This window comes from Rhodoferax lacus (genome assembly GCF_003415675.1).
Taxonomy (GTDB): Bacteria; Pseudomonadota; Gammaproteobacteria; order Burkholderiales; family Burkholderiaceae_C; genus Allorhodoferax; species Allorhodoferax lacus.
This window is the reverse complement of sequence record NZ_QFZK01000003.1, coordinates 231,227-255,433: the sequence shown is the minus strand read 5'-3', so window position 1 is coordinate 255,433 and position 24,207 is coordinate 231,227. Positions and strand designations below refer to the sequence as shown.

Below are 24,207 nucleotides of genomic sequence, written 5' to 3'. Positions count from 1 at the left end.
CTACTATCGGTGCCAGCCCATCCCCAAAAATAAGCACCCCATGACGACTGCCCTGCGCCTTGCTGAACAGCACCCCACCGCCAAGCGCTGGCTGAGCTTTGTGCTGCTGGTGGCCCTGGGCCTCTTGGGCAACTATGCGCACTTTCCGATTTTCCTGAACATCGACTTCCTGTTCGGCAGCATATTTGCCATGCTGGCCCTGCAGCTGTTGGGCCTGCGCCTGGGGGTGCTGGCCGCAGCCCTGATCGGCAGCTACACCCTGGTGCTGTGGAACCACCCCTACGCCACGCTGATCGTCACCGGCGAGGCGCTCTTTGTGGGCCTGTTGTACCAGCGTCGCCAGGTAGGCCTGGTGCTGGCCGATGCGCTGTACTGGGTGCTGGTCGGCATGCCCGCGACCTATGTGCTGTACGGGCTGGTGATGGATGTGCCCATGGGCAATATCCAGCTGGTGGTGGTCAAGCAAAGCATCAATGGCATTGCCAATGCCCTGGTGGCACGGCTGCTGTTTTCGGCCTACCTGCTGAACCGGCGCACCGCCCTGGTGGGGCTGCGCGACATGTCCTACAACCTGCTGGCGTTTTTTGCCCTGTGCCCGGCGCTGGTGCTGCTGGCCATTGCCAGCCACCACGATGTGGCCGAGGCCGACCGGCACCTGCGCTCCGAGCTGGTCCAGGACGACTTGCGTCTGCGCGCCTTGCTGGAACACTGGCTGCAGGAGCGTACCGATTCCGTCGTGCAGCTCAGCCGCATGGCCGCCAGCCTGCCCAGCAGCCAGATGCAGGGCCCGCTGGACCAGGCGCGCCTGTCAGACGACAACTTCCTTCGCGCGGGGCTGCTGGACAGCCGGGGCACCGTGCTGCAGTACTCGCCGCTGGTGGATGAACGGGGTGTATCCACCGTGGGCCAGAGCTTTGCCGACCGCCCCTACTACGAAAGCATCCAGACGGCCCAGGGGCCCATGCTGTCGGAAGTGGTGATGGGGCGCATGGGCCCACCCAGCCCCATCGTTACCTTGCTGGCGCCGGTACGGCGCAATGGCGTTTTCACCGGCTACATCTCCGGGGTGCTGAGCCTGGAGCACCTGCGCACCTACCTGGAAAGAAGCCTGGGCAAAACCAACCAGCGCTATCTGGTGCTGGACAAAAATGGCGCGGTGATTCTGGGCAACCGGCCTGAACAAAAGACCATGGCCATCTTCCACCGGCCCGAAGGGGTACGCACCGCCTATTCCGATGGCAGTTTTCGCTGGACCCCCTTGCTGGTCAACGGACGCCCGACCATGGAACAGTGGCAGCATTCCTGGTATGTGACCGAGTCGTGCGTGGGCAGCCTGGGGGAATGGCGCCTGGTGCTGGAACAGCCGGTGGAGCCCATACAGAAGGCCCTGGCTACGCGCTACACCCGGTTGCTGGGCACCCTGTTGCTGACGTTGTTGGCAGCCCTGCTGCTGGCCGAGTGGATCAGCCGCAGAACACTGGCCACCCTGGGCCAGCTCAACGAGCTGACCTACCAGTTGCCGGCCAAGCTGGCGCAGCACAGCGTGCAGGTGGAGTGGCCCCGCAGCGGCATCGCAGAGACACGGGCGCTCATACGCAACTTCAAGGTCATGGCGGCCTCGCTGTCGGACCTGCTGACACGGGAGCGCCAGATCAATGAGCGGCTGGATGCGCAGGTGGCCGAGCGCACCGCAGCCCTCTCGCACTCCCTGCTGGAGAAAGACGCCTTGCTGCGAGAGGTGCACCACCGGGTGAAGAACAACCTGCAGGTGATCACCAGCATGCTGCGCCTGGAGAGCGGGCGCAGCGAGCACCCCGCCAGCCGCAGCGTGCTGCAGGACATGCAGGACCGGGTGCGCTCCATGGCGCTGCTGCACGAAACCATTTACCGCGTGGGGACCTTCTCCGCCATTGACCTGGGGGACTACCTGCGCCAGGTCGCCACCCAGGCCTTGCGTGCCCTGCAGAGTGGCACCGAAGGCATACAGCTGCGCCTGGACCTGGGCCATCTCATGGCCGGACTGGATCAGGCCACACCCTGCGGGCTGCTGGTCAACGAGCTGCTCTCCAACAGCTTCAAGCACGGTTTTCCTGCGGGCCAGGGTGGCGAGGTCTGGGTCAGCTTGCAGCCCATCAACGAGGACTACCAGTGGCGCCTGCAGGTACGTGACAGCGGTGTGGGCCTGCCGCCGGACTTTGCGGCGCGGCGCCAGAGCGGCCTGGGCCTGAAGCTGGTGGAAGGCCTGGCGGACCAGATTGGCGGGCGCCTGGAGGTGGGCCCCGGGGCCACGTTTACCGTGGTGTTTCGCTGCGCCCCCGCCGCCCTGGCAACATAGCCCCTGCCGCACACGCGGCTGGCTGGTTTACAGGCTGCGCCACAAGCCGGCCGTGAGCCAGTCGGTGCACCATTGCGGCAGCTGCGCGGCCGGCATGGGCCTGGCAATGCCGTAACCCTGCACCAGGCGGCAACCCATGGAGCGCAACATAGCGCCGTGCTCCAGGGTTTCCACACCTTCGGCCACTACCTGGCGGTTGAAGACATTGGCCAACTCGATGATGCCGCGCACGATGCCCATATCGTCCGGGTCGCTCAGCATGTCGCGCACAAAGCTCTGGTCAATCTTGAGCGTGTCCACCGGCAACTTGCGCAAGTAGGTGAGCGAGGAGTAGCCGGTACCGAAGTCATCCAGCGAGAAGCGCACGCCCAGCTCCATGCAGCGCTCCAGGATTTCCACCCCCTGCTGCATGTCGCCCAGCGCCGCCGTCTCCAGCACCTCCAGCTCCAGACAGGCCGGGGCAATGTCCGGGTAGCTGGCCAGGGCCTGGCCGAGCCGATCGCAAAAGTCCACTTGCAGCAAGTGGTTGGCGCTGATGTTGACGCTGACCCGGGCATCCAGCCCCTGTGCACGCCAGACGCGCATCTGCGCGAGTGCGGTGCGGATGACCCATTCGCCAAACAGGCCCTCCAGGTGGCTGCCGTTGAGGTGCGGCAGAAATTCCGCGGGTGCAAGCAGGCCACGCTGCGGCGACTGCCAGCGGATCAGGGCTTCGGCACCGATCACCGCGCCGCTCACCAGGTCCACCTTGGGCTGGTAGAACAACACAAACTCTTCGGCCTGCAATGCGGCCTGCAGCTGCACCAGGGTTTCGCGATGGTTCTGGGCCTGGCGGTCGGTCTCCGGGTCAAACAGCTGGTAGCGGTTTTTGCCCGCCTGCTTGGCCAGGTACATGGCCTGGTCGGCGTGGCGCAGCAGGATGTCCGGGTCGGCGTTGTCAGAGGGATACAGGCTCACGCCAATGCTGGCGGAAACAAGCACCAGATGTTCAGCTGCATTCACCGGCATGCGGGCCGCGTCCAGCATGCGTTCCAGGATCAGTGTGCACTCCTCGGCCGTGGCCACTTCCGAGAGCAGCACCACAAACTCGTCACCGCCCAGGCGCGCCAGGGTGTCTTCTGCACGCAAAATGCCGGTCAGATTTTTCGCAATGGCGATCAGCACCTGGTCGCCTGCGTCATGGCCAAACTGGTCGTTGACCAGCTTGAAACCGTCCAGGTCCAGAAAGCAGATGGCGCAGGATTTCCCGGTGCGGTCCGCGCGCAGCAGGGCCTGCTGCAGACGGTCCGAGAGCAGACGGCGGTTGGGCAGGTGGGTGAGTGAATCGTAGTTGGCCACGCGGTCAAGTTCGGCCTCGTGGGCCTTGATCTGGCTGATGTCGGCGAACACGCTCACGTAGTTGAGCACCCGCCCCTTTTCATCGCGTACCACCGCCACCGACTGCAGCACGGCAAACACATCGCCGTTCTTGCGGCGGTTCCAGATTTCGCCACGCCAGAAGTCGCGGGTATTCAAGGCGCTCCAGAATTCCTGGAAGAAGCGGTCGTCATGCCGGCCGGAAGCCAGCATGTGCGGCGACTGGCCGGTTACCTCGTCCTGGGTGTAGCCGGTGATGCGGGTGAAGGCTGCGTTCACCCGGGTGATGCGTGCCTCGGCGTTGACCACCATGATGGCTTCGTAGCTGTTCTCGAACACGGCTGCGGCTTCGCGCTGCAGCAGCTCGAACTGCTTGCGCGCGGAAATATCGGTGTGGGTGCCCGACATCACCAGCGGTGTGCCGTCGGGTGCGCGTTGCACGATGCGCCCACGCGTGAGGATCCAGCGCCAGCCACCCTCACGGGAGCGTACGCGCATCTCCACCTCATGGCTGGGCGCCTGGCCCTGCATGTGGCGTTCAATCGAGACCATGACCTCGGGCAGGTCTTCCGGGTGCACCAGCTGGGGCCAGTTCTCGGTGGCCACATGCATCTCGCCGGGCCGGTAGCCCAGCATGGTCTCCCAGCGGGGGCTGACCTGGAACACATTGGTTTGCAGATTCCAGTCCCAGTAGCCCTGGTCCGCGCCTTCGAGCACGCGCTCCAGGCGCTGCTCGCTGGCGCGCAGCGCAGTCTCGGTGCGTACGCGATCCGAGATGTCGGTGCCCAGAACGTAATAGCCGACGACGCGGTCCTGCGCGTCGTGCTTGGGCAGGTAGTTGATGAGTTGCCAGACGCCGGGGTAAGGCTGCCAGTCGTAGCTTTGGGGCTGGCCTTGCAGGGTCTGGCGGATCAGCGGCCCGGCCACTGCATAACGCTCCGGCCCCAGCACCTCCTGCACCGTCAAGCCCACCAAGTCGGAGCGCTGCGACGCAAAGCGCTGGTGGTACTGGCGGTTGACATAAACATAGCGCTGCTCTGCATCCACATAGGCAATCAGGGCCGGTACGCTGTTGATCACGCTGCGCAGATGCGCTTCGCTGGCCATCAACTGGGCCGAGCGCTCCTGCACGCGCTGCTCCAGCAACGCGTTCTGCTCGCGGATGCCCTGCTTGAGCTGGCGCGCCGCTGTCTCGTCCCGGAACACGATGACCACACCCACCGTGGCACCGGCCAGATTACGTATGGGAGCCGCGCTGTCGGCAATCGGGCGTTCGCTGCCGTCACGTGCGATCAGCACGGTGTGGTTGGCCAGCTCATGCACCACGCCGGTGGCCAGCACTTTGGCCACCGGGACCTCTGCGGGCTCACGCGTTTCCTCATGGATGATGCAGAAAACATCCTCCACCGAGCGCCCCCGGGCATCGGCAATGGTCCAACCGGTCAGCGTTTCAGCCACCGGGTTCATGCGCGTCACGCAACCCTGTGCATCGGTGGCCATGACCGCATCGCCTATGGAATACAGGGTGATGGCCAGGCTTTCTTCGCTGGTGGCCAGTGCCTGCTGGCTTTGCCGGGTCTGACGCAACTGGCGGCGCACCACCACATTGGCCGCTGCCAGCAGGAGCATCAGCGACAGCGCGGTGAGCGCACCAAAGCCCACCATGCGCTGGCGTGCCCGCAGCTGCTCGGCAGTGCGCTGCGCCAACAGCGTGCGCTCCTCCTGGTCCATGGCCTGCAGGATTTCGTAGGTACGGGTACGGGTTTGCTCCAGCGGGGCTGTGGCCACGAAGGCATTGGCGGCCTCGGTGCCCTGGGTCTTGCGCAAGCGCTCAACCTCCCGGGAAATCTGCAGCCGCGCTTCAATGACGCGGCGCAATTCGCTGTACCGCAGCTGTTGGGCCGGGTTGTTGGAGGTGAGCTGCCCGATATTGCGCAGCAGGGCTTCCCGGTTGGCAACGGCGGCGTCGCGCTGCACCAGTTGCACAGGGTTGCCCGATATGCGGAAGGTCTGGGTAGCCAGTTCGACTTGCAGCGTATCGGCGCGCACCCGCGCCAGGCTGGTGATGACCTCGTGGGTGTGCGTCACCCACCGCGCGGCTTCGTCGGCATCGTTGGCAACCTTCCAGGTCAGCAAGGTCAACAGCACTACACCGGCCAGGGCCACGCCACCAACGGCCAGCACCACGGTCTCGAAACCAGTCCGCAATTTCACAAAGAACCTTTCATTTCGTTGAAGGCTGATCAGGCTCCCGGCGCCATTCTGCATGGCCTTGAAGTGCATTCAGGGCTAATGTTCGTAAAGTACGCAGGGAGGGTTGATGGACGCACCCTGATTCACACTTTCAGAGCTTGAGTTTGCAAACCCAGGGCGAAAACGCCTCCATCACCCGCAGGCCATGGCCCTGGTGGAGGAACACCGAACTGCGGGCCCAGCGGGGAATGCCGGCCTGTGGGGTGTACTGCTCCAGGCCCAGCCACTGGCGCCGCACATGGCGCTCCAGGCCGCCACCCAGGGCCAGCTGTTGCGCCTGCAAAGGCGTTCTCTCCACATGGCGCTGGGCAAACAGCAACTCGGCCAGGGGCCGCGTGCCCAGCCCCTGCATGGCGCGCCAGGGGCCCTTGATGGCCGACAGCGACGTGGCACTGCGCGCCCATACGGCCGGGCGGCCGTCGAGCAACAGCACCACCTCGCGCACATAGCCGCTGTGCTGCTGCAGGTCAGCACATTCGCGCGGCCACAGTGGCATGGCGCCGTGCTGCTGGAGCTGGACCTGCACGGCCCCAAAACGGCGCAGCCGTGCGGTCAGGGAGCCGTCGGCCTGCAGCCAGTGCCGCAGGGTTGGATCAGGGGGAGCAATCAATGGAAGAAACCTCGACTAACGAAAAAATGTATGGCACAGTGTTCAAAAATACATTGCAAGGAGCGAAGAACATGCAGCCACTGGTCCGCACATCCACTCTGGTCTACGCCCTGCTGTGGGCCATTTGCGCAGACACCCATGCTACCGAACTTCTCATTGACCAGAAGGACAAGCAGTTCAGCAAGAAGTCGGTGAAGATCAAGGTGGGCGACGTGGTGGAGTTCCGCAACTCCGACCCGTTTGCCCACAACATCTTTTCATTGTCCGACGCCAAATCCTTCGATTTGGGCTCCTACCCCCAAGGCCAGTCAAAAAAGGTCAGCTTCGACAAGCCGGGCCGGGTAGAGGTGGAATGCTCCATCCATCCCGGTATGCAGATGGTGGTCGAGGTGGAGAAATGACGTCCACCCTGTCTGCCCGCCTGGCCTGTGCCTGTGTCTTGGCCACCGGTATGTCCACCGCCCTGGCACAGGAAGGCAAACACCCGGATGCCGAGGCCGTCACGCGGGTCTGCACCGGCACCATCACGGACGAGTGCATTGTGCGCAACTTCAAGGACACCCTGGAGGCATCGGTCATACGCGGGCGTCTGGCTTTCCAGAACTACTGCGTGCTGTGCCACGGCCCGGAGGGCCGGGGTGACGGCCGCGCTGCAAAGCTGCACACGCCGCGCCCCTTCAACCTCACCACGTCCACCGCACCGCGCTACTACATCGCCGACATGGTGCGCAAAGGCGGCGAAGCCATGGGCCGCGGCAAAGGCATGCCGCCCTGGGGCGAACAGCTCACCGATGAGCAGGTCCAGGACGTGCTGAACTTTCTATTCACCCTCAGAGCCAGCCAATAAATCACCACCAGGAGCACACCATGAAAAAGACGTCCACCTGTATCGCCATCACCCTGTTGGCAAGTTTGGGCCTGCACACCGCGCAAGCGGAAGTGACCTTCAAAGCGGGCGACCCCAGTCTGGCGGAGTTTTTGCTGGGTGCCGTGCCGCACCCGGCGGACAACCAGCCCACTACCGCGCGGGTAGAACTGGGGCAAAAGCTGTTCTTTGACCCGCGCATGTCGGGCGACGGCAATATGTCCTGCGCCACCTGCCACAACCCGGCCATGGGCTGGTCGGACGGACTGCCCACAGCGCGCGGGGTCAAGAGCTCGGTGCTGGGCCGCGCCTCACCCACCATATTCAACACCGCCTACAACGGCATCCAGATGTGGGACGGGCGCAAAAAATCACTAGAAGACCAGGCCATGGGCCCCATGCAGGCCAATGTGGAAATGAACATGGACATTGGCAAACTGTTCCAGTGGATTGGCAACAGCGCGGGCTACAAGGTGCTGTTTGCCCGGGCCTATCCGGGTGAGCCCATCAACGAGAGCACCCTGTCGCGTGCCATTGCCAGCTTCGAGCGCACCGTAGTCAGCCAGGACTCGCCCTTTGACCGCTGGGTGCGCGGCGACGCAAAAGCCCTGGGCCCCCAACAGGTGGAGGGTTTCAAGGTCTTTCTGGGCAAGGGCAATTGCGTGGCCTGCCACAGTGGCCCGAACTTCACTGACAACGGCTTCCACAACCTGGGCCTGGCCTCGTGGGGCATGGCCGAGCCCGACATGGGCCGCTACGCCCAGAAGCCGGTGAACGCCATGAAGGGCGCCTTCAAGACACCCACCGTGCGGGAGGTGGCACGCACCGCACCCTACTTCCATGATGGCTCGGCCAAGACCCTGATGGACGTGGTGGAACACTATGACCGCGGCGGCGATGTCAAAACCAATCTGTCACCCAACATCAAACCACTGGGCCTGAGCCTTGCGGAGAAGCAGGCCCTGGTGGCCTTTCTGGAGAGCCTGTCCTCCCCCTTCCTGACGGTGACCGTGCCGGAACTGCCTGCACGGTAGGCCAGCTTCCATGCACAGCCTTCGCAAGACGCTGCTGCGCGACTGCGACGTCACGCCGCAGGCGCTCTGGTTGCAGCGCCGCCAGCTGCTGGCCCTGGCCGGTGCGGGCCTGGGCCTGCCTGCCGCTGCGGCAGAGGGTGAGAACCCCAGCGCCCTGGCAGACATTGCCTCCTACAACAACTACTACGAGTTCTCCACCGACAAAAAAGCCGTCAAGGTCCTGGCACAGGCCCTGACCCTCAAGCCCTGGACGGTGAGTGTGGAAGGCGAGGTGGAAAAGCCTTACACGGTCGACGCCGATGATCTGGCGCGCCTGTTTGGTGTTGAGGAGCGCATCTACCGCCTGCGCTGCGTGGAGGGCTGGTCCATGGTGGTGCCCTGGTCGGGCTTTGCCCTGTCCAAACTGATTGAGCGTGCCCGGCCCACCAGCCGCGCCCGCTTTGTGGCTTTTGAGAGCCTGCAGCGCAGCAGCGAAATGATTGGCCAGCGTGGTGGCTCGCTCCCCTGGCCCTACCGCGAGGGACTGCGCATCGACGAAGCCATGCACCCACTGGCCTTTGCGGTAACCGGCCTCTACGGCCAGAGCCTGCCCAAGCAGAATGGCGCGCCGCTGCGCCTGGCCCTGCCCTGGAAATACGGCTTCAAAAGCCCCAAGGCCATCACCCGCATCCGCCTGGTGAACGAGCAGCCACCCACCAGCTGGAGCCAGCTTTCGCCCTCTGAATACGGCTTCTATGGCAATGTGAATCCGCAGGTCGCCCATCCGCGCTGGAGCCAGGCGCGGGAGAACCGGCTGGGTGAACTGCAAAAGCGCCCCACCCTGCCCTTCAACGGCTATGCCGAATCGGTGGCAGCGCTGTACCAGGGACAAGACCCCAAGGCCTTGTACTGACCCATGCTTGCCGCCTGGCTCAAAAACCATTTTCAAAGTGTGTGGCGTTGCTGCTTCTCTGCCTGCATGCTGCCCGCACTGGCGCTGCTGGCCCGGGTGCTGAGCAGCGATCTGGGGCCCAACCCGCTGGCCCTGCTGCTGCACACCACCGGGCGCAGCGCCCTGGTGCTGCTGACGGCCACGCTGGCCATCACACCGCTGCGGCGCTGGCTGACCAACCTCTCGGCCTATACCCACCAGCGCTACGGCAAGCGCCTGTCGGACTGGAACTGGCTGGTGCGCCTGCGCCGCCTGCTGGGCCTGTCGTGCTTTGCCTACGCGCTGGCCCATGCGTGGATCTTTGCCGCCTTTGATCTGGGCTACGACTGGTCTGCCGCCCTGAGCGAGGTGCAGGAAAAGCCCTACGTGCTGGCCGGCCTGCTGGCCCTGCTGATCCTGGCGCCGCTAGCCGCCACCTCCACGCAGTCCATGGTGCGCAGGCTGGGGCGGCACTGGCGCCGCTTGCACCGGCTGAGCTACGCCGCGGCCGTGCTGGGCCTGCTGCACTTCTGGTGGCTGACCAAGCCAGGATTGATCAGCCCCTGGCCCGACACCGCTGCCCTGACCCTGCTGCTGGGCTACCGTGCTGCACTCTACAGTGGCCTGCTGGAACGCTGGGACGGCTTTGACGGCAAGGAAAGCCTGGTGAGGCCGACATGATCACCACACGCTGGCACCGCATCACAAGCGCACTGGGCAGCGGCGTGGCCTTCAGGCTGTCGGGCGGCTACGTGGTGTTGATGGCGATGATCCTGGTGGTCGCCACCCTTGGCCTCACGCAGATCGGAAAAATCCGCACCACCTATGACCAGGTGCTCGATGAACGCATTCCGCGCATCGCGTCCCTGCAGGCCATACAGGAGCGCCTCTCGGGCCTGAACGTCAGCGCGCGCGACGCCCTGCTCACCACCGAACCGGCCCAGCTGGAGCAGGTGTTTGCCGCCATCGACAGCGGGCGCAGCCAGACCGGGGAACAGCTCGAGGCGCTGCAGAAGGCCTTGCAGGCCGAGGGCACGCCGGAGTCCATGCAGGTTGCCACACAGGTGGCCGACGATGCCTCGGGCATGCTGGTGGGCTTGGTGAAGTTCTCGCGCTACATCAAGGCCGGCAAGCGCGAGCAGGCCCTGAGCACCCTGCATGACACCGTCCAGCCCCAGCTCAGCCAGCTGTCCGGGCATATCTCGGCCTACCAGCAACAGCAGATGGGCACGCTGGCCGCGGTGAAGCAGGAAGTGGCCACGAAAGAGGCCGAGGTGTTGCGCCAAACCCTGCTGCTGGCTGCGGCGTCGCTGTTGGTGTCGGGCGGCTTTGCCTTCTGGGTGGTGCGCTCGGTGGTCAACCCGCTGCGCGATACCCGCGAGGTGGCCGGGCATATGGCCAAGGGCGATTTCTCCCACCTGCTGCAGGCCCGGCGCATGGACGAAGTGGGTCAGGTCATCAGCGCCTTCAACCGCATATCGGACGGCCTGAGCGCGCTGGTGTCCAGCATCCGGGGCAGCGCCAGCCAGGTGAATTACGTGACCGAGAACATCGCCCAGCGCACCCACGACCTGGAGGGACGCGCGGCCGCGCAGACGGGCGCACTCAACAAGGTCATGGAACTGATAGACGGCGCGCAACAGGCCAATGCCGACAACGCGTCCGTGGCCACCAAGGCAGCAGGCATGGCCACCACCATGGAAAGCGTGGCACAACGCAGCACCCAGAAGGTGGATGACGCGGTGCATGAGATGGAGATGGTGCGCCAGTCGTCGCAGCGCATTACCGACATCATTTCGCTGATCGACGGCATTGCCTTCCAGACCAACATCCTGGCCCTCAATGCCGCCGTGGAAGCCGCACGCGCCGGTGAGCAGGGCCGCGGCTTTGCGGTGGTGGCAGCCGAAGTGCGCAACCTGGCCGGGCGCAGCGCCGCGGCATCACGGGAGATCAAGCAGCTGATTCTGGCCTCCCAGGTGCGGGTGGACAGCGGCACCGAGCGGGTGCAGTCGATTGCCGCGATCATGGTGGAGGTGTCCAGCACGGCGGGAGACCTCAAGCAGTTGGTGGAAACCATTTCGTCCGGTGCCAAGGTGCAGAGCCAGCACATGGACGACATGGTGGAGTCGGTTGGCACCCTGCTGAGCGGCAACAACAGCAACGTGCAGATCGTGGGCGGCCTGCGTCAGGCCCTCAATGAGCTGCGGGACATGTCGCAGTCATTGACTGGACAGGTCGCTGAGTTCAAGACCGTAGGCAGCGCTAGATAGCCACCATGGAGCGCACGCCGTCGACTTCCATATTCGGCCCCTTGCCGTGGGCCAACACAGCGCCGCGCTCCATCACCACGTAGTCATCGGCCAGTTCCTGGGCGAAGTCGTAGTACTGCTCTACCAGCACGATGGCCATGTCGCCCCGGTCGGCCAGCATGCGGATGACGCGGCCAATGTCCTTGATGATGCTGGGCTGAATGCCCTCGGTGGGCTCATCCAGGATCAGCACTTTGGGTCCGGCGGCCAGGGCGCGGGCAATGGCGAGCTGCTGCTGTTGTCCGCCGGAGAGGTCACCGCCACGGCGGCCCAGCATTTGCTTGAGCACAGGAAAGAGTTCAAACAGTTCGGGTGGAATGGGCGTGCCGGCCTTTTTGTAGGCCAGGCCCATGTGCAGGTTTTCCTGCACGGTGAGGCGGGCGAAGATTTCGCGTCCCTGGGGGACGAAGCCTATGCCGGCTCTGGCCCGCTCGTAAGGGGTGTTGCTCTGGATGGGCTTGCCTGCGAGTTCGATGGAGCCGTTTTTGATGGGCACCAGGCCCATCATGGATTTGAGCAGCGTGGTTTTGCCTACGCCGTTGCGGCCGAGGATGACGGTGACTTTGCCGAGTTCGGCTTTGAGGCTGACATCGCGAAGAATGTGGGAGCCACCGTAGTACTGGTTGACGTTTTTGACTTCTAGCATTTTCTTTGGCTTCTTATGTGAGGTTGCTTTATGCGTGGCAAGCCGGGTCTCGGCCCGGCGGCCGACTCACTTTCTCTTGCTTCGCCAAGAGAAAGTGAGCAAAGAGAAGGCGAGCCAAAGTCCGTGCCGCTTCGCGGTTCCCTGCGCTGCTCGCGTCAGGCGGGGTCTGGCTAAACTCGCTTCGCTCAAACAACGCCAGCCCTGATCCGCCCGCCGCTGCGCTGCTCGGCACGGCCTCAATGGCGAGGGAGAACGGACTACCGCTCGCTCCAATAGTCGCTCCGACGCGCGTGTTTTCGGTATTGGTATCGCTCCCCCACTCCCGTGTGGCTGCGCCGAGCAGCGCAGCGGAGCGCGGAAAAAACGGGACGCTTGTTTGAGCCCGCAGGGCGAGTTTGCGGCACGCCCGCGCTTCGCGAGCAGCGCAGGTTGCCCCGTAGCGCAGCGAAGGGGTCGCAGACACCCGGGTCGCCTTTTCTTTGGTTCGTTTCTTTTGGCGAAGCAAAAGAAATGAACTCGGCCGCCGGGCCGAGACCCGGCTAGCCACGAAAGCAACCCCAACACTGAAAGAGCAGTAGTTCATCGCCCCAAATAAACCTCAATCACCCGCTCATCACTTTGCACCTGCGCCAACGTCCCCTGCGCCAAAACCGACCCATCACACAAAACAGTCACGATGTCAGAAATGGTGTTGATGAAGCTCATGTCATGCTCGACCACCATCAGCGAATGCTTGCCCTTCAAAGACAAGAACAACTCCGCCGTGCGCTCAGTCTCTTCATCCGTCATGCCGGCAACCGGCTCGTCAAGAAGCAGTAGCTTGGGGTCCTGCATCAACAGCATGCCAATCTCCAGCCACTGCTTCTGCCCATGGCTCAGGTTGCCCGCCTGGCGGGAAACACTGTCGGCCAAATGGATGGTGTGCAGCATCTCCGCCAGCCGGTCACTCTGCGCGGAAGACAACTTGAAAAACACCGAGGCCGGCACCCGCTTGTCCATCTTCAAGGCCAGCTCCAGGTTCTCGAACACCGTGAGCTGCTCGAACACCGTGGGCTTCTGGAACTTGCGGCCTATGCCGAGCTGCGCAATCTGCGGCTCCTTGTAGCGCAGCAGATCGATGGTGCTGCCAAAGAACACGGTGCCACTGTCGGGCCGGGTCTTGCCGGTGATGATGTCCATCATCGTGGTCTTGCCCGCGCCGTTGGGGCCGATGATGCAGCGCAACTCACCCGGCGCAATGTCCAGGGAGAGGTTGTTGATGGCCTTGAAGCCGTCAAAGCTGACGTTCACGCCCTCCAGATACAAAATGCGTCCGTGCGTGACGTCCACTTCGTCATCGAGCTTGAGCCGACCCAAGCCAGCACTGCGGCCACCCGATTCGGTGTTGACCGTCTGGCTTGCCAGCGCCGCCATGCGGGCCTCGACGCGCTTGGCGCCTTGTTCCAACAGATCGGGAGTCATTTCGAAGCACCCCGCAACTTCTTCCACAAGCCCACCACCCCATCGGGCAGGAACAGTGTCACGCCAATGAACAGCGCACCCAAAAAGTACAACCAGAACTCCGGATAGGTCACCGTCAGCCAGCTCTTGGCGCCGTTGACGATGAAGGCGCCCAGGATGGGGCCGATCAAGGTGGCGCGTCCGCCCACGGCCGCCCAGATGGCGATCTCGATGGAGTTGGCCGGGCTCATCTCACTGGGGTTGATGATGCCCACCTGCGGCACATAGAGCGCTCCGGCCACACCGCACATCATGGCCGACAGCACCCAGATGCTGAGCTTGTAGCCCAGGGGCGAGTAGCCGCTGAACATGACGCGGGTTTCGGCATCGCGTATGGCCTGCAGCACGCGGCCGTACTTGCTGCCCACCAGCCAGCGCGCCAGCAGGAAGAAGCCCAAGAGGGTGAGCGAGGTCAGCACAAACAAGGTCATGCGCATGCTGGGCGTGGCAATTGGAATATCGAGAATGCGCTTGAAATCGGTAAAGCCGTTGTTGCCACCAAAGCCGGTCTCGTTGCGGAAGAACAGCAGCATGGCGGCAAAGGTGAGCGCCTGTGTGATGATGGAGAAGTACACGCCCTTGATGCGCGAGCGGAAGGCAAAGTAGCCAAACACCAGGGCCACCACGCCGGGTGCCACCACCACCAGAAGCAAGGTGGAGAAGAAGCTGCCGCTGAGCAGCCAGTGCCAGGGCAGTGTCTTCCAGTCCAGAAACACCATGAAGTCCGGCAGCTCGCTTTTGTAGTTGCCGTCCAGGCCGATCTGGCGCATCAGGTACATGCCCATGGCATAGCCGCCCAGCGCAAAGAACAGGCCGTGGCCCAGCGACAAAATGCCGGTGTAGCCCCAGATCAAGTCCATGGCCAGGGCGCAGATGGCGTAGCACATGATCTTGGCAATCAGACCCACGGCAAAGTCGCTCATGTGGAAAGCGCTGTCGGCGGGAATCACCAGATTGAGCAGGGGCACCAGGCCGCACAGCACGATCAGGGCCACCAGCCACGCGGTCCAGCCGCGTGCATTGAGCAGGGGGGCCTTGGCAGGCAATTGGATGGCGGGGTTCATGCCTCACGTCCCTTCATCGCAAAGATTCCTTGGGGTCTTTTCTGGATAAACACGATGATGAAAATCAGCACCGCGATCTTGGCCAGCACCGCACCGGTCCAGCCCTCCAGAAACTTGTTCAAGATGCCCAGGCCCAGCGCCGCATACACGGTGCCGGCCAACTGGCCCACGCCGCCCAGCACCACCACCATGAAGGCATCCACGATGTAACCCTGGCCCAGGTCGGGGCCCACATTGCCCACCTGGCTCAGGGCACAACCGGCCAGCCCGGCAATGCCCGAACCCAGGGCAAAGGCATAGGTGTCAATGCGCGCGGTGTTCACGCCCATGCAGGACGCAATGGCGCGGTTTTGCGTGACGCCACGCACAAACAATCCCAGACGTGTCTTGCTGATCAAAAAGGACACTGCGCCCAACACAAACAGGGCAAAGCCGACAATCACCAGCCGGTTGTAGGGCAGCGAGAGGTTGCCCATGAGCTGCACGCCGCCGCTCATCCAACTGGGGTTTTCCACGCCCACGTTTTGCGCGCCGAAGATCGTGCGCACGGCCTGCATCAGCACCAGGCTGATGCCCCAGGTGGCCAGCAGGGTTTCCAGCGGGCGGCCATAGAGGAAGCGGATGACACTGCGCTCCAGCGCCGCACCCACCAGGGCCGAGGCCAGAAAGGCCACCGGCACCGAGGCCAGCAGATACCAGTCAAAGGCGCCGGGGAAATAGGTCCGGAAGATGCCCTGCACCACGTAGGTGGCGTAGGCGCCAATCATCATCAGCTCGCCGTGGGCCATGTTGATTACGCCCATCAGGCCATAGGTAATGGCCAGGCCCAGCGCCACCAGCAGCAGGATGGACCCCAGGCTGATGCCGCTAAATATCGCCCCCAGGCGGTCGCCCCAGGCCAGGCGCGATTCGAGCTTGCCCAGGCTGAACTGCAGGGCACCCTTGACGTCGGGTTCGGTCTCTACGGCCAGGCGTTCCACCAACAGGGTTTTGGTGGCGGCCAGGGTGCTTTGGCCCAACAGGGCTGCGGCTTCCAGGCGTTTGGCCTTGTCGCTGCTGCCCAGCAGGGCGGCCGCACGCAACAGGCCGAGCTGGTCTTTCAGATCGGCCACAGACTCCTGCGCAAAGGCCTTGTCCAGCAGCGGCAGGCTGGCCTCGTCCACATTGCCCTGCAGGGTCTTGATGGCGGCGCGGCGCACGGCCTCATCGATAGATAACAGTTTGAGTGTGGCCAGCGCGTTGTCGAGTTCACCGCGCATGCGGTTGTTGTTCATCACGTCTTCAGCGGTATCGGGCAGGGCCACGGACACACCGCTTGCGGGGTCTTGCCCCTTGTCACCCACCACGATGACGGGCTTGCCCGCCACCAGCTTGACGGCGTCGTCTGAGAGCGCCTGGATAAAGGCCACCGTCTTCTCGTCGGGCTTGGCGACCGCTGCACGCAGCGCCTCGATCCGCGCATCACCCTCGCCCACGGCAATGGCCTGCGCTTCGTCAGCGGTCAGTGCGTGGGCACTGGCGCAGAGCAGCAAGGCGGCGATGGCTAATATGTTTCGCATGGGATGTTCGTTCGTTTTCTGTGGTCTCAGGAGACTTCGCAAGAGACATGCCAGCCGCGTAAAGCGGCTGGCATTTCGACCCACCGCCACTTCGCAAGAAGTGAGGTGATAGCCGTAGCGAGCGGGTCGAGGCGGGGTTCGAAGCGCGGAACCGTACCCGTGTACGGTGAGCACTGCAGAGCCCCAGATCGGCCCGCGCAGTAGGCTAGCGCCTTACTTCGCCACAGGCTCGTCGGGCTTCTTGTCGTTGCCTTCGATGTACGGAGACCATGGCTTGGCCTTCACCGGGCCCGGTGTCTTCCACACCACGCCGAACTGGCCGTCCGCCTTGACTTCGCCGATGAACACCGACTTGTGCAGGTGGTGGTTCTTCTCATCCATCTTGCTCACAATGCCGCTGGGTGCCTTGAAGGTCTGGCCGGCCATGGCAGCAATCACCTTGTCGGTGTCGGTGGACTTGGCCTTCTCAACGGCCTGCTTCCACATGTTGATACCGATGTAGGTGGCTTCCATCGGGTCGTTGGTCAGAGGCTTGTCCTTGTGGCCGGCAATGCCCTTGGCCTTGGCGTAGTCAGACCACTTCTTGATGAACTCGGTGTTGGTCGGGTTCTTGATGGACATGAAGTAGTTCCAGGCGGCCAGGTGGCCCACCAGCGGCTTGGTGTCCACGCCGCGCAGCTCTTCTTCACCCACGGAGAAGGCCACCACGGGCACGTCTTTGGCCTTCAGGCCGGCGTTGCCCAGTTCCTTGTAAAAGGGCACGTTGGAGTCACCATTGATGGTGGAAACCACGGCGGTCTTGCCACCGGCGGAGAACTTCTTCACGTCAGCCACGATGGTCTGGTAATCAGAGTGGCCAAACGGTGTGTACTTCTCGTCGATGTCGGTGTCTTTGACGCCCTTGCTCTTCAGGTAAGCGCGCAGGATCTTGTTGGTGGTGCGGGGGTACACATAGTCAGTGCCCAAGAGCACCCAACGCTTGGCGCCGCCGCCTTCTTTGCTCATCAGGTAGTCCACCGCGGGGATGGCTTGCTGGTTGGGCGCAGCACCGGTGTAGAACACGTTCTTGGACAGCTCTTCACCTTCGTACTGCACGGGGTAGAACAGCAGGCCGTTGAGTTCTTCCACCACAGGCAGAACCGACTTGCGCGAAACCGAGGTCCAGCAGCCGAAGATCACGGCCACTTTGTCTTGGGTCAGCAGCTGCTTGGTTTTTTCGGCAAACAGGGGCCAGTTGGAGGCGGGGTCCACCACCACGGGCTCGAGCTTCTTGCCCAGCACGCCACCCTTGGCGTTGATTTCGTCAATAGCCATCAGGACGGTGTCTTTCAACACGGTTTCCGAGATAGCCATGGTGCCAGACAAGCTGTGCAGGATACCGACCTTGATGGTGTCGGCGGCAAACGCTGGCACGGCAGTCAGCGTGGTGAGGGCGACGGCAGCGGTAAGTGCCTTCAGGGTAAAGCGACGTTGCATATAGTGTGCTCCGGGTTAAAAAACAGGTGGGTGGTCGCCAGACCTCTGCGTGACAGCACAGGCCTGGCGATGGGTCCACTGTAAAAACACCGGCGCTATTCGGGAATACGCTAAGTGGCGTATGCCGCGCTGGCAAGCCGGGCAGCAGCCAAACCTCCGGAAACCAGCCTGCAAGTGCGATACTTGCGACAAACAAACGCCAAAGTTGGCGGGCTGCATCGAGGAACCTTCTTGTATGACACACACCACCCAGTCTAGGATTTGGATGCAACTGCTGGCCACGATTGCCGCAGCCCTGGTGGTGGTGTGGGCCGGGGTGATCGTGTGGCAGGGCTATGTGTCGCGCAAGGCGGCACTGGAGCAGGCGCAGGACTTCTCTTTGAGCATGCACGATGCCACCATGGCGGGGCTTACCGGCATGATGGTCACCGGCACCGTGGCCCAGCGTGATGTGTTCCTGGACCAGGTCAAGCAGTTGGGTTCGATTCGCGATGTGCGCGTCCTGCGTGGCGAAAACGTCAGCAAACTGTTCGGCCCGGGCAATGCCAAAAACGAAGCCACGCCCGATGCCCAGGAGACTGCGGTGCTGCAAAGTGGCAAGGAGGCCATCGATGTGCAGAGCGACGCCAGCGGCGAGTACCTGCGCGCCATCCGCCCGGTGATTGCCCTGAAGAACTCCCTGGGCAAGGACTGCACCAGCTGCCATGCCGTGCCCGAAGGCACGGTGCTGGGCGCGGTCAGCATGAAGGTGTCGCTGGACAAGGTGAACGCCGGCCTGGCCGACCAGCGCTGGAAGTCGATTCTGGCAGCCATCCTGACCAGCATCCCGGTGCTGATCCTGATCTACCCCTTTATCCACCGCGTGGTAACCGACCCCCTGAGCCGTGGCGTGCAGGTAGCACGTGGCATTGCCGCGGGCGACCTGAGCCAGACCATTGTGGTGGACTCCAACAACGAAGTGGGTGAACTGCAGCGCGCCTTGCAGGAGATGAACCAGGGCCTCATACGCATCGTGCGGCAGGTGCGCCAGGGCACCGACACCATTTTCAGTGCGGCACGCGACATTGCCAACGGCAACATGGACCTGTCACAGCGCACCGAGGCCCAGGCCGGCACACTGGAGACCACCACCTCCTCCATGCAGGCGTTGACCGAGGCGGTCAACACCAATGCAGATGATGCGCGCCGGGCCAACCTGCTGGCGCAATCGGCCTCTGCCGTGGCCGTACGCGGTGGCGCCGTGGTGTCCGAGGTGGTGAACACCATGGAGTCCATCAACCATTCTTCCCGCAAGATTGTGGACATCATTGGCGTGATTGACGGCATTGCCTTCCAGACCAACATCCTGGCGCTCAACGCCGCCGTGGAAGCGGCCCGCGCCGGTGAACAGGGCCGTGGCTTTGCCGTGGTGGCCGCCGAGGTGCGCAGCCTGGCCCAGCGCTCGGCCGGTGCAGCCAAGGAAATCAAGACGCTGATCGACGACTCGGTCTCCAAGGTGGATGCGGGTGGTGCCCTGGTGCAACAGGCCGGCATCACCATGACCGAGATTGTGGAGAGCATCCGCGATGTGACCCACATCATGGGCAACATTGCCGACGCCAGCAAGGTGCAGACCGAAGGCATCGCCCGCGTCAACCAGGCCATAGGCGACATGAACCAGGTGACCCAGCAAAATGCGGCCCTGGTCGAGCAGGCGGCAGCGGCGGCCCAATCCCTGCAGGACCAGGCCGCTCACCTTGAAGACGTGGTGAGTATTTTCAAGACCGGGGCTTGAGGCTGTTTCTGGCGTGAGGCTCTTTTGGCGCGCTGCGCGGGCAGGGCCTACGCCGGGCGCCTCATGGTGCGAGCACAAATCGTTGCCCGGCGCAGGCCCTGCCCGCGCGGACTATTGCAAACGTCACACTTCAAAGCGAAGTAGAGGCCAATGAAATTCAGATAAAGTGCCCGCCGACTTTGTCGGTTTTTTTATACCTGCGTATGCGTACAGCCCAACCTGGTAAATGCCTGATGTCAAACGTTTTTTTGCAAATGTCACAAACCTGTTATCCGACTGCGTGCCGGAGGTATCCGGTAGTTTGCGGGATACATCGAATTTAGGCGTCACAAACACATTGCTCTTTCTTTCCCCGCAGAAAACCCAGAATGCCTCAGCATCTCGGCCTCATCTCCGTTGTCGTTCGCGACTACGACGAAGCAATTGCCTTCTACGTCGGGAAGCTCGGTTTCGCACTGGTCGAAGACAGGTATCAACCTGCCCAAGACAAGCGTTGGGTCGTCGTTTCACCGCCGGGCGCCAGAGAGTGCTGCCTACTGCTGGCGCGCGCAACTAGCGACCATCAGACTTCTCGGGTGGGCGACCAAACGGGAGGAAGAGTCTTCCTGTTCCTGTACACAGATGATTTTTGGAGAGACTTCAACGCGTACAAGGCCAATGGAGTCACCTTCGTCCGAGAGCCAAGGACTGAAAACTACGGAACTGTGGCGGTCTTCCTGGACGTCAACGGAAATCAATGGGACTTGGTGCAGCCCACCGTTGTCCATGCTCCCGGGTGAAGCCTGAGCCCTCGCTCAAGCCCAACGGCAAGCCACCGTCAGTTTTATCACCCCAGAAAACCGGGACCTGCTACGGTGTCGGGTAAACCCAGTGTCGAGGGTTCGCTCGGAACATTGAAACGGGCGCCTCCAGTTTTGGCGCTTACGTTCCGGATTTGCCAGGCTGTATGGCTGTAGGGGAAACACGCGACGAGGTGACGAAGTTGATTCGCGAGGCCATCGCGTTTCCTATTGAAGGATTGCTGCAAGACGGTCTGACCGTTCCATTGCCCCACCCCGCAGCGCTTGGGCTATGCCGGGTGACGATTTGTGGTACTCCACCATGAGGAGCCCGGCATGGCCCAAGCGCTGCAGCGAGAGAAGAAACGCCCGCAACAAGCCTGACCCAAGGCCTATCCGCTAAAACCCGTTGCGCCTGTGCTCACGCAGCATGAAGAGGTAAAGCCCCTCCACCTTCTCCCGCGCCCAGGGCGTTTTGCGCAGGAACTTCAGGCTGGAACCCACACTCGGCTCCAGGCTGAAGCAGCGCACCGGGATGCGTTGGGCCAGGCCCTCCCAGCCGTAGCCTTCCACCAGCGCCGTGACAATGAACTCCAGCGTCTTGCCATGCAGCGGGTTGTGCGGCTGGGCCTTGGGTGGCACCACTGCGGGCAGTGGCGCTGCCGGGTTGTCTGGCAGCGTGTCGGCCATCAATAGGGTTTGAAGTTGCCATTCCCGCCACCGCGCACAGCGGCTGGTGTCAGCGTGCTGGTCAGGCGCGGCGCGCTGGCGCGGCGCTCCTGGCCCAGGCTCGCGCGGCTGATGGCTTGCGCGGGTGCGCTGGCACTGTCGCCGGTCTTGAAGAAGGCAATGCTTTGCTGCAGCTGCTCGGCCTGGGCCGAGAGCTCTTCGCTGGTGGCCGCCAGCTCTTCCGAGGCCGAGGCATTTTGCTGCGTGGCCTGGCTGAGCTGGCCCATGGCGCCGCCGATCTGGATGACCGACTCGCTCTGCTCGCTGCTGGCTGCTGCAATCTCCTGCACCAGCTCGCTGGTCTTCTGGATACTGGGCACGATCTCGTCGAGCAACTTGCCCGCACGCTCGGCGGTGGACACGCTGCTGCTGGCCAGGTCGCCAATTTCCTTGGCTGCGAGCTGGCTGCGCTCGGCCAGCTTGCGCACCTCGGCGGCCACCACGGCAAAGCCCTTGCCGTGCTCGCCGGCACGGGCCGCTTCAATGGCGGCGTTCAAAGCCAACAGATTGGTCTGGTAGGCGATGTCGTCCACGATGCCGATCTTGGAGGCAATCTGCTTCATGGCGCCCACTGTCTGGCCGACCGCGCCGCCGCCGTCTATGGCTTCTTTGCTGGCTTTGCTGGCCATGCCGTCGGTCACGCGGGCGTTGTCGCTGTTCTGGCTGATGGAGGCCGACATCACATCAATGCTGGCGGTGGTCTGCTCCACGCTGGCAGCCTGTTGGCTGGCTGCCTGTGACAAAGACTGGGCGGTGGCGCTGACCTGGCCGGCCGCACCGGTGAGAGCGTTTGATGCGTCACGCACCTCGCCAATGACCCGCGTGAGGTTCTCGGAGGTGGAGTTGGCGCTGGCCTTGACCTGGCCAAACAGGCCGGCGTAGTCGCGGGTGATGCGGTGGGTGAGGTCGCCATCGGCCAGGGCGGCCAGGGCCTGCGCGGTGTCATTCATGACGCCTTCGCTGACCTCAAGCAGCTGGTTCATGGCCGTAGACAGGTTGCCAAAAAAGCCGGTCTTGCCCTGCATGTCCACGCGCCCGCTCAGGTCGCCGTTGGCGGCTGCAGCGACGATGGAAGACACCTCCTGCTCGGAGGCGATTTCGTCGGTACGGTCCAGCCACTGCGTGATGCGGCCCATGGGCTTGCCCGCGTCGTCATGCACAGGGCGGGCCAGCAGGCGCAGCTTGCGGCCCTGGATTTCCATGTCCACGGTCTCGCCTGAGCGCACGGCCTGGTCGAAGGTGGCCGCGTCCTGCGGGCTCTTGAACAGCGTGCTGAGCTTGTTGCCATAGAACGCATCGGTATCAAAGGACGCGCCGCCAAACAGCTTGAGCAGTTCCTTGGCGGGCGGTGTGGCGTGCACCAGCAGGGCATCGGCGTTGGACACCGTCACACACACCGGCAGACTGTCGAGCGACAGGCGTATGCGCTGGTTGAAGGTGGCGGCCACGGCGGCCTGCTCCATTTGGGCTTTGGCCGCGTTGACCACTTCGGTAATGCGGCGCTTCTGGCCGGGCAGCGCTTCCATGCTTTGCTCGAAGCGGCCGTGGGCGTATTGGTCCATCAGGTCGACCGCGCGCGCGTTCAGGTCCAGGTGCGACTTGACCATGGCGTTGACACCCTGGGCCAGCACGCCGTAGCTGCCGGGCAGCGTGTCAGCGGGCATGGTGTGGGAGATTTCTCCGGCATCGTGCTTTCTGGCCATCTCGGTCTGCGCGCTCTGGAAGTTGTCCAGCACGCCATGCACCGTGATCAGGGAGTTGAGCACCTGGGCGGTTTCATCGCTGCCAAAGGGCTGGGCCGGTGCGTTGCTGAGGTCGCCCTCGGCGAGTTCCTGCAAATGGCCCTTGATGGCGTTGAGGCCATTGCTGGTGACCAGATAGAAGCTGTAGAACAGGTAGCCTGCTACCAGCAACACCAGCAGCACGGCAATGCCGGCCCACTTCATCTTTTGCTGAAGCGCATCGATGCGCGCAGCCAGCATTCCGTCCAGCGTGGGCAGTGCCTTGTCATAAAAGCCCTGCAGCCGGTCGATGGCCAATTGGCCTTGCTTGTAGAACTGGGCCGCCGTCTGTTTGTCATCTTTTTGCACGACCAGCACGTCCGCTGCGGAGTCACGGAAGGCCGCCACGGCATCAAACATGCCCATGTCCAGCTTGGCCTGGGCGTCTGGATTGGCGGAAAACACCTTGTCCAGGTAGCCCTTGGCTGTGTCCAGGCCGGTCTTGGCGTTGGCACTCCAGACCGCGTAGCGCATCACATCGTTGGCCTCCAGCTCCTTCTTGCTGCCCTGGTAGCGGGCCATCGAAAAGGCTCCCCAGGCCCAGACCTGTCCCAGGTTTTCCCGGATCTGCGGCAGGGTGTTGATGGTGCTGAACAGGTAGTAGCTGTCGATGTCCGGATCCAGCGCCAGGTTGGAGTTGTCGCCGATGCTGCCGATGAGTTTGACCAGGCTGTCATTGACAGGGCCAAACGCGCTGCGCCCCTGCGCGTCCAGGCCCCCCGTGGACTGGGCTGCCTGGCTCCAGGAGGCCTTGAGTGCGTCCAGGTCTTTGCGAAGTGCCAGCGCATCGGACGAGTCAACAACATACTGCTCGAAGTCTTTCAGGGACTTGTCAACGCTGTCTTTCGCGGCTTTGAATTCGGCTGCACCGTCATAACCGCCCGCCATGGCACGCGTGACGTTGCGCGTCAGAATGACGCTCTTGGCCAGGGGCAAAACCTTCCCAAACGCCTCGACGCCCAGATGCTCCTTGGCGCTGAAGGCAATCTGGTCTTTCTGTGCCGAGACGAAAAAATAGCCCAGAAGGGCTACGGGCAAAAGAAAAATCAGGGAGATGATGAGCGCTTTGACCGGGAAATTCACACGCCCCATCAACCTGGCACCAGGAGCCCACAGGGCCGGGAAGCTTGCCGTGTCGGGCATGGTTTTGCGCGCATCCTGATTTAACGACATGTTTTGCACCTGTATTTGTATTGCATCGTTTATATCAAATGCAGCGTCTGCTTC

At 63.1% G+C, this 24,207-nt stretch carries 19 protein-coding genes; 10 read left to right on the top strand and 9 right to left on the bottom strand.

Going from position 1 to position 24,207, the window contains the following annotated elements:
• The first annotated feature begins 40 nt into the window (after positions 1-40).
• Positions 41-2,335 (top strand): sensor histidine kinase, encoded by a 2,295-nt coding sequence (locus DIC66_RS07315; protein WP_117175557.1) that lies wholly within the window; start codon positions 41-43, stop codon positions 2,333-2,335.
• Positions 2,336-2,362: 27 nt separating this feature from the next.
• Here DIC66_RS07315 and DIC66_RS07310 read toward each other — a convergent pair whose 3' ends face one another.
• Both DIC66_RS07310 and DIC66_RS07305 read right to left on the bottom strand, forming a co-directional pair.
• Positions 2,363-5,905: an EAL domain-containing protein gene (locus tag DIC66_RS07310; protein ID WP_233505819.1), complete on the bottom strand. Its 3,543-nt coding sequence runs from the start codon at positions 5,903-5,905 to the stop codon at positions 2,363-2,365.
• A 130-nt stretch (positions 5,906-6,035) separates the two neighbouring features.
• Positions 6,036-6,554 (bottom strand): chorismate--pyruvate lyase family protein, encoded by a 519-nt coding sequence (locus DIC66_RS07305; RefSeq protein ID WP_117175552.1) that lies wholly within the window; start codon positions 6,552-6,554, stop codon positions 6,036-6,038.
• Positions 6,555-6,625: 71 nt separating this feature from the next.
• On the opposite strand from DIC66_RS07305, the gene DIC66_RS07300 reads away from it, so the two are divergent.
• The 6 genes from DIC66_RS07300 to DIC66_RS07275 all read left to right on the top strand — a co-directional run bounded on the left by DIC66_RS07300 (position 6,626) and on the right by DIC66_RS07275 (position 11,633).
• Positions 6,626-6,955: a plastocyanin/azurin family copper-binding protein gene (locus DIC66_RS07300; RefSeq protein ID WP_117175550.1), complete on the top strand. Its 330-nt coding sequence runs from the start codon at positions 6,626-6,628 to the stop codon at positions 6,953-6,955.
• Positions 6,952-7,401: a c-type cytochrome gene (locus DIC66_RS07295; protein WP_158558864.1), complete on the top strand. Its 450-nt coding sequence runs from the start codon at positions 6,952-6,954 to the stop codon at positions 7,399-7,401. The genes DIC66_RS07300 and DIC66_RS07295 overlap by 4 nt, the downstream gene beginning before the upstream one ends.
• A gap of 20 nt (positions 7,402-7,421) precedes the next feature.
• Positions 7,422-8,453, top strand: a complete 1,032-nt coding sequence (locus DIC66_RS07290) for a cytochrome-c peroxidase (RefSeq protein ID WP_117175546.1) — start codon at positions 7,422-7,424, stop codon at positions 8,451-8,453.
• Between the two features lie 10 nt (positions 8,454-8,463).
• Complete coding sequence (gene msrP, locus DIC66_RS07285) at positions 8,464-9,345, top strand: protein-methionine-sulfoxide reductase catalytic subunit MsrP (RefSeq protein ID WP_117175544.1); 882 nt, start codon at positions 8,464-8,466, stop codon at positions 9,343-9,345.
• Between the two features lie 66 nt (positions 9,346-9,411).
• Complete coding sequence (locus DIC66_RS07280) at positions 9,412-10,044, top strand: protein-methionine-sulfoxide reductase heme-binding subunit MsrQ (RefSeq protein ID WP_158558863.1); 633 nt, start codon at positions 9,412-9,414, stop codon at positions 10,042-10,044.
• On the top strand, positions 10,041-11,633 hold the full coding sequence (locus tag DIC66_RS07275) for a methyl-accepting chemotaxis protein (RefSeq protein ID WP_117175540.1): 1,593 nt from the start codon (positions 10,041-10,043) through the stop codon (positions 11,631-11,633). The genes DIC66_RS07280 and DIC66_RS07275 overlap by 4 nt, the downstream gene beginning before the upstream one ends.
• On the opposite strand, the gene urtE is transcribed toward DIC66_RS07275, so the two are convergent.
• From urtE to urtA, 5 genes are all read right to left on the bottom strand, one after another.
• Positions 11,626-12,318: an urea ABC transporter ATP-binding subunit UrtE gene (gene urtE, locus DIC66_RS07270; RefSeq protein ID WP_117175538.1), complete on the bottom strand. Its 693-nt coding sequence runs from the start codon at positions 12,316-12,318 to the stop codon at positions 11,626-11,628. The genes DIC66_RS07275 and urtE overlap by 8 nt on opposite strands.
• A gap of 579 nt (positions 12,319-12,897) precedes the next feature.
• Entirely contained in the window at positions 12,898-13,779 is an 882-nt protein-coding gene (gene urtD / locus DIC66_RS07265) for an urea ABC transporter ATP-binding protein UrtD (RefSeq protein WP_117175535.1), read from the bottom strand.
• A complete protein-coding gene (urtC, locus tag DIC66_RS07260; protein WP_117175534.1) occupies positions 13,776-14,882 on the bottom strand; it encodes an urea ABC transporter permease subunit UrtC in 1,107 nt (368 codons plus the stop codon). Before urtC ends, urtD begins: the two co-directional genes overlap by 4 nt.
• A complete protein-coding gene (urtB, locus tag DIC66_RS07255) occupies positions 14,879-16,441 on the bottom strand; it encodes an urea ABC transporter permease subunit UrtB (RefSeq protein WP_117175532.1) in 1,563 nt (520 codons plus the stop codon). The genes urtC and urtB overlap by 4 nt, the downstream gene beginning before the upstream one ends.
• Before the next feature lie 213 nt (positions 16,442-16,654).
• A complete protein-coding gene (urtA, locus tag DIC66_RS07250; RefSeq protein WP_117175530.1) occupies positions 16,655-17,917 on the bottom strand; it encodes an urea ABC transporter substrate-binding protein in 1,263 nt (420 codons plus the stop codon).
• 235 nt (positions 17,918-18,152) lie between these two features.
• Between urtA and DIC66_RS07245 the strand changes: the two genes are divergently transcribed.
• From DIC66_RS07245 to DIC66_RS07235, 3 genes are all read left to right on the top strand, one after another.
• Positions 18,153-19,691: a methyl-accepting chemotaxis protein gene (locus DIC66_RS07245; RefSeq protein ID WP_117175528.1), complete on the top strand. Its 1,539-nt coding sequence runs from the start codon at positions 18,153-18,155 to the stop codon at positions 19,689-19,691.
• A 368-nt stretch (positions 19,692-20,059) separates the two neighbouring features.
• A complete protein-coding gene (locus DIC66_RS07240) occupies positions 20,060-20,470 on the top strand; it encodes a VOC family protein (protein WP_117175526.1) in 411 nt (136 codons plus the stop codon).
• 113 nt (positions 20,471-20,583) lie between these two features.
• The gene (locus DIC66_RS07235; RefSeq protein ID WP_117175524.1) at positions 20,584-20,796 is read left to right on the top strand and encodes a type II toxin-antitoxin system HicB family antitoxin; all 213 of its coding nucleotides are present in this window, start codon (positions 20,584-20,586) and stop codon (positions 20,794-20,796) included.
• A gap of 73 nt (positions 20,797-20,869) precedes the next feature.
• Here DIC66_RS07235 and DIC66_RS07230 read toward each other — a convergent pair whose 3' ends face one another.
• Both DIC66_RS07230 and DIC66_RS23745 read right to left on the bottom strand, forming a co-directional pair.
• On the bottom strand, positions 20,870-21,160 hold the full coding sequence (locus DIC66_RS07230; RefSeq protein WP_117175523.1) for a VF530 family protein: 291 nt from the start codon (positions 21,158-21,160) through the stop codon (positions 20,870-20,872).
• Complete coding sequence (locus DIC66_RS23745) at positions 21,160-24,153, bottom strand: methyl-accepting chemotaxis protein (protein ID WP_420820482.1); 2,994 nt, start codon at positions 24,151-24,153, stop codon at positions 21,160-21,162. Before DIC66_RS23745 ends, DIC66_RS07230 begins: the two co-directional genes overlap by 1 nt.
• Positions 24,154-24,207: the final 54 nt, after the last annotated feature.

Coding starts and splice junctions, on each gene's coding strand:
- DIC66_RS07315 (WP_117175557.1), top strand. CDS start 41: ATGACGACTGCCCTGCGCCTTGCTGAACAGCACCCCACCGCCAAGCGC.
- DIC66_RS07300 (WP_117175550.1), top strand. CDS start 6,626: ATGCAGCCACTGGTCCGCACATCCACTCTGGTCTACGCCCTGCTGTGG.
- DIC66_RS07295 (WP_158558864.1), top strand. CDS start 6,952: ATGACGTCCACCCTGTCTGCCCGCCTGGCCTGTGCCTGTGTCTTGGCC.
- DIC66_RS07290 (WP_117175546.1), top strand. CDS start 7,422: ATGAAAAAGACGTCCACCTGTATCGCCATCACCCTGTTGGCAAGTTTG.
- msrP (WP_117175544.1), top strand. CDS start 8,464: ATGCACAGCCTTCGCAAGACGCTGCTGCGCGACTGCGACGTCACGCCG.
- DIC66_RS07280 (WP_158558863.1), top strand. CDS start 9,412: ATGCTGCCCGCACTGGCGCTGCTGGCCCGGGTGCTGAGCAGCGATCTG.
- DIC66_RS07275 (WP_117175540.1), top strand. CDS start 10,041: ATGATCACCACACGCTGGCACCGCATCACAAGCGCACTGGGCAGCGGC.
- urtE (WP_117175538.1), bottom strand. CDS start 12,318: ATGCTAGAAGTCAAAAACGTCAACCAGTACTACGGTGGCTCCCACATT.
- urtD (WP_117175535.1), bottom strand. CDS start 13,779: ATGACTCCCGATCTGTTGGAACAAGGCGCCAAGCGCGTCGAGGCCCGC.
- urtC (WP_117175534.1), bottom strand. CDS start 14,882: ATGAACCCCGCCATCCAATTGCCTGCCAAGGCCCCCCTGCTCAATGCA.
- urtB (WP_117175532.1), bottom strand. CDS start 16,441: ATGCGAAACATATTAGCCATCGCCGCCTTGCTGCTCTGCGCCAGTGCC.
- urtA (WP_117175530.1), bottom strand. CDS start 17,917: ATGCAACGTCGCTTTACCCTGAAGGCACTTACCGCTGCCGTCGCCCTC.
- DIC66_RS07245 (WP_117175528.1), top strand. CDS start 18,153: ATGACACACACCACCCAGTCTAGGATTTGGATGCAACTGCTGGCCACG.
- DIC66_RS07240 (WP_117175526.1), top strand. CDS start 20,060: ATGCCTCAGCATCTCGGCCTCATCTCCGTTGTCGTTCGCGACTACGAC.
- DIC66_RS07230 (WP_117175523.1), bottom strand. CDS start 21,160: ATGGCCGACACGCTGCCAGACAACCCGGCAGCGCCACTGCCCGCAGTG.
- DIC66_RS23745 (WP_420820482.1), bottom strand. CDS start 24,153: ATGTCGTTAAATCAGGATGCGCGCAAAACCATGCCCGACACGGCAAGC.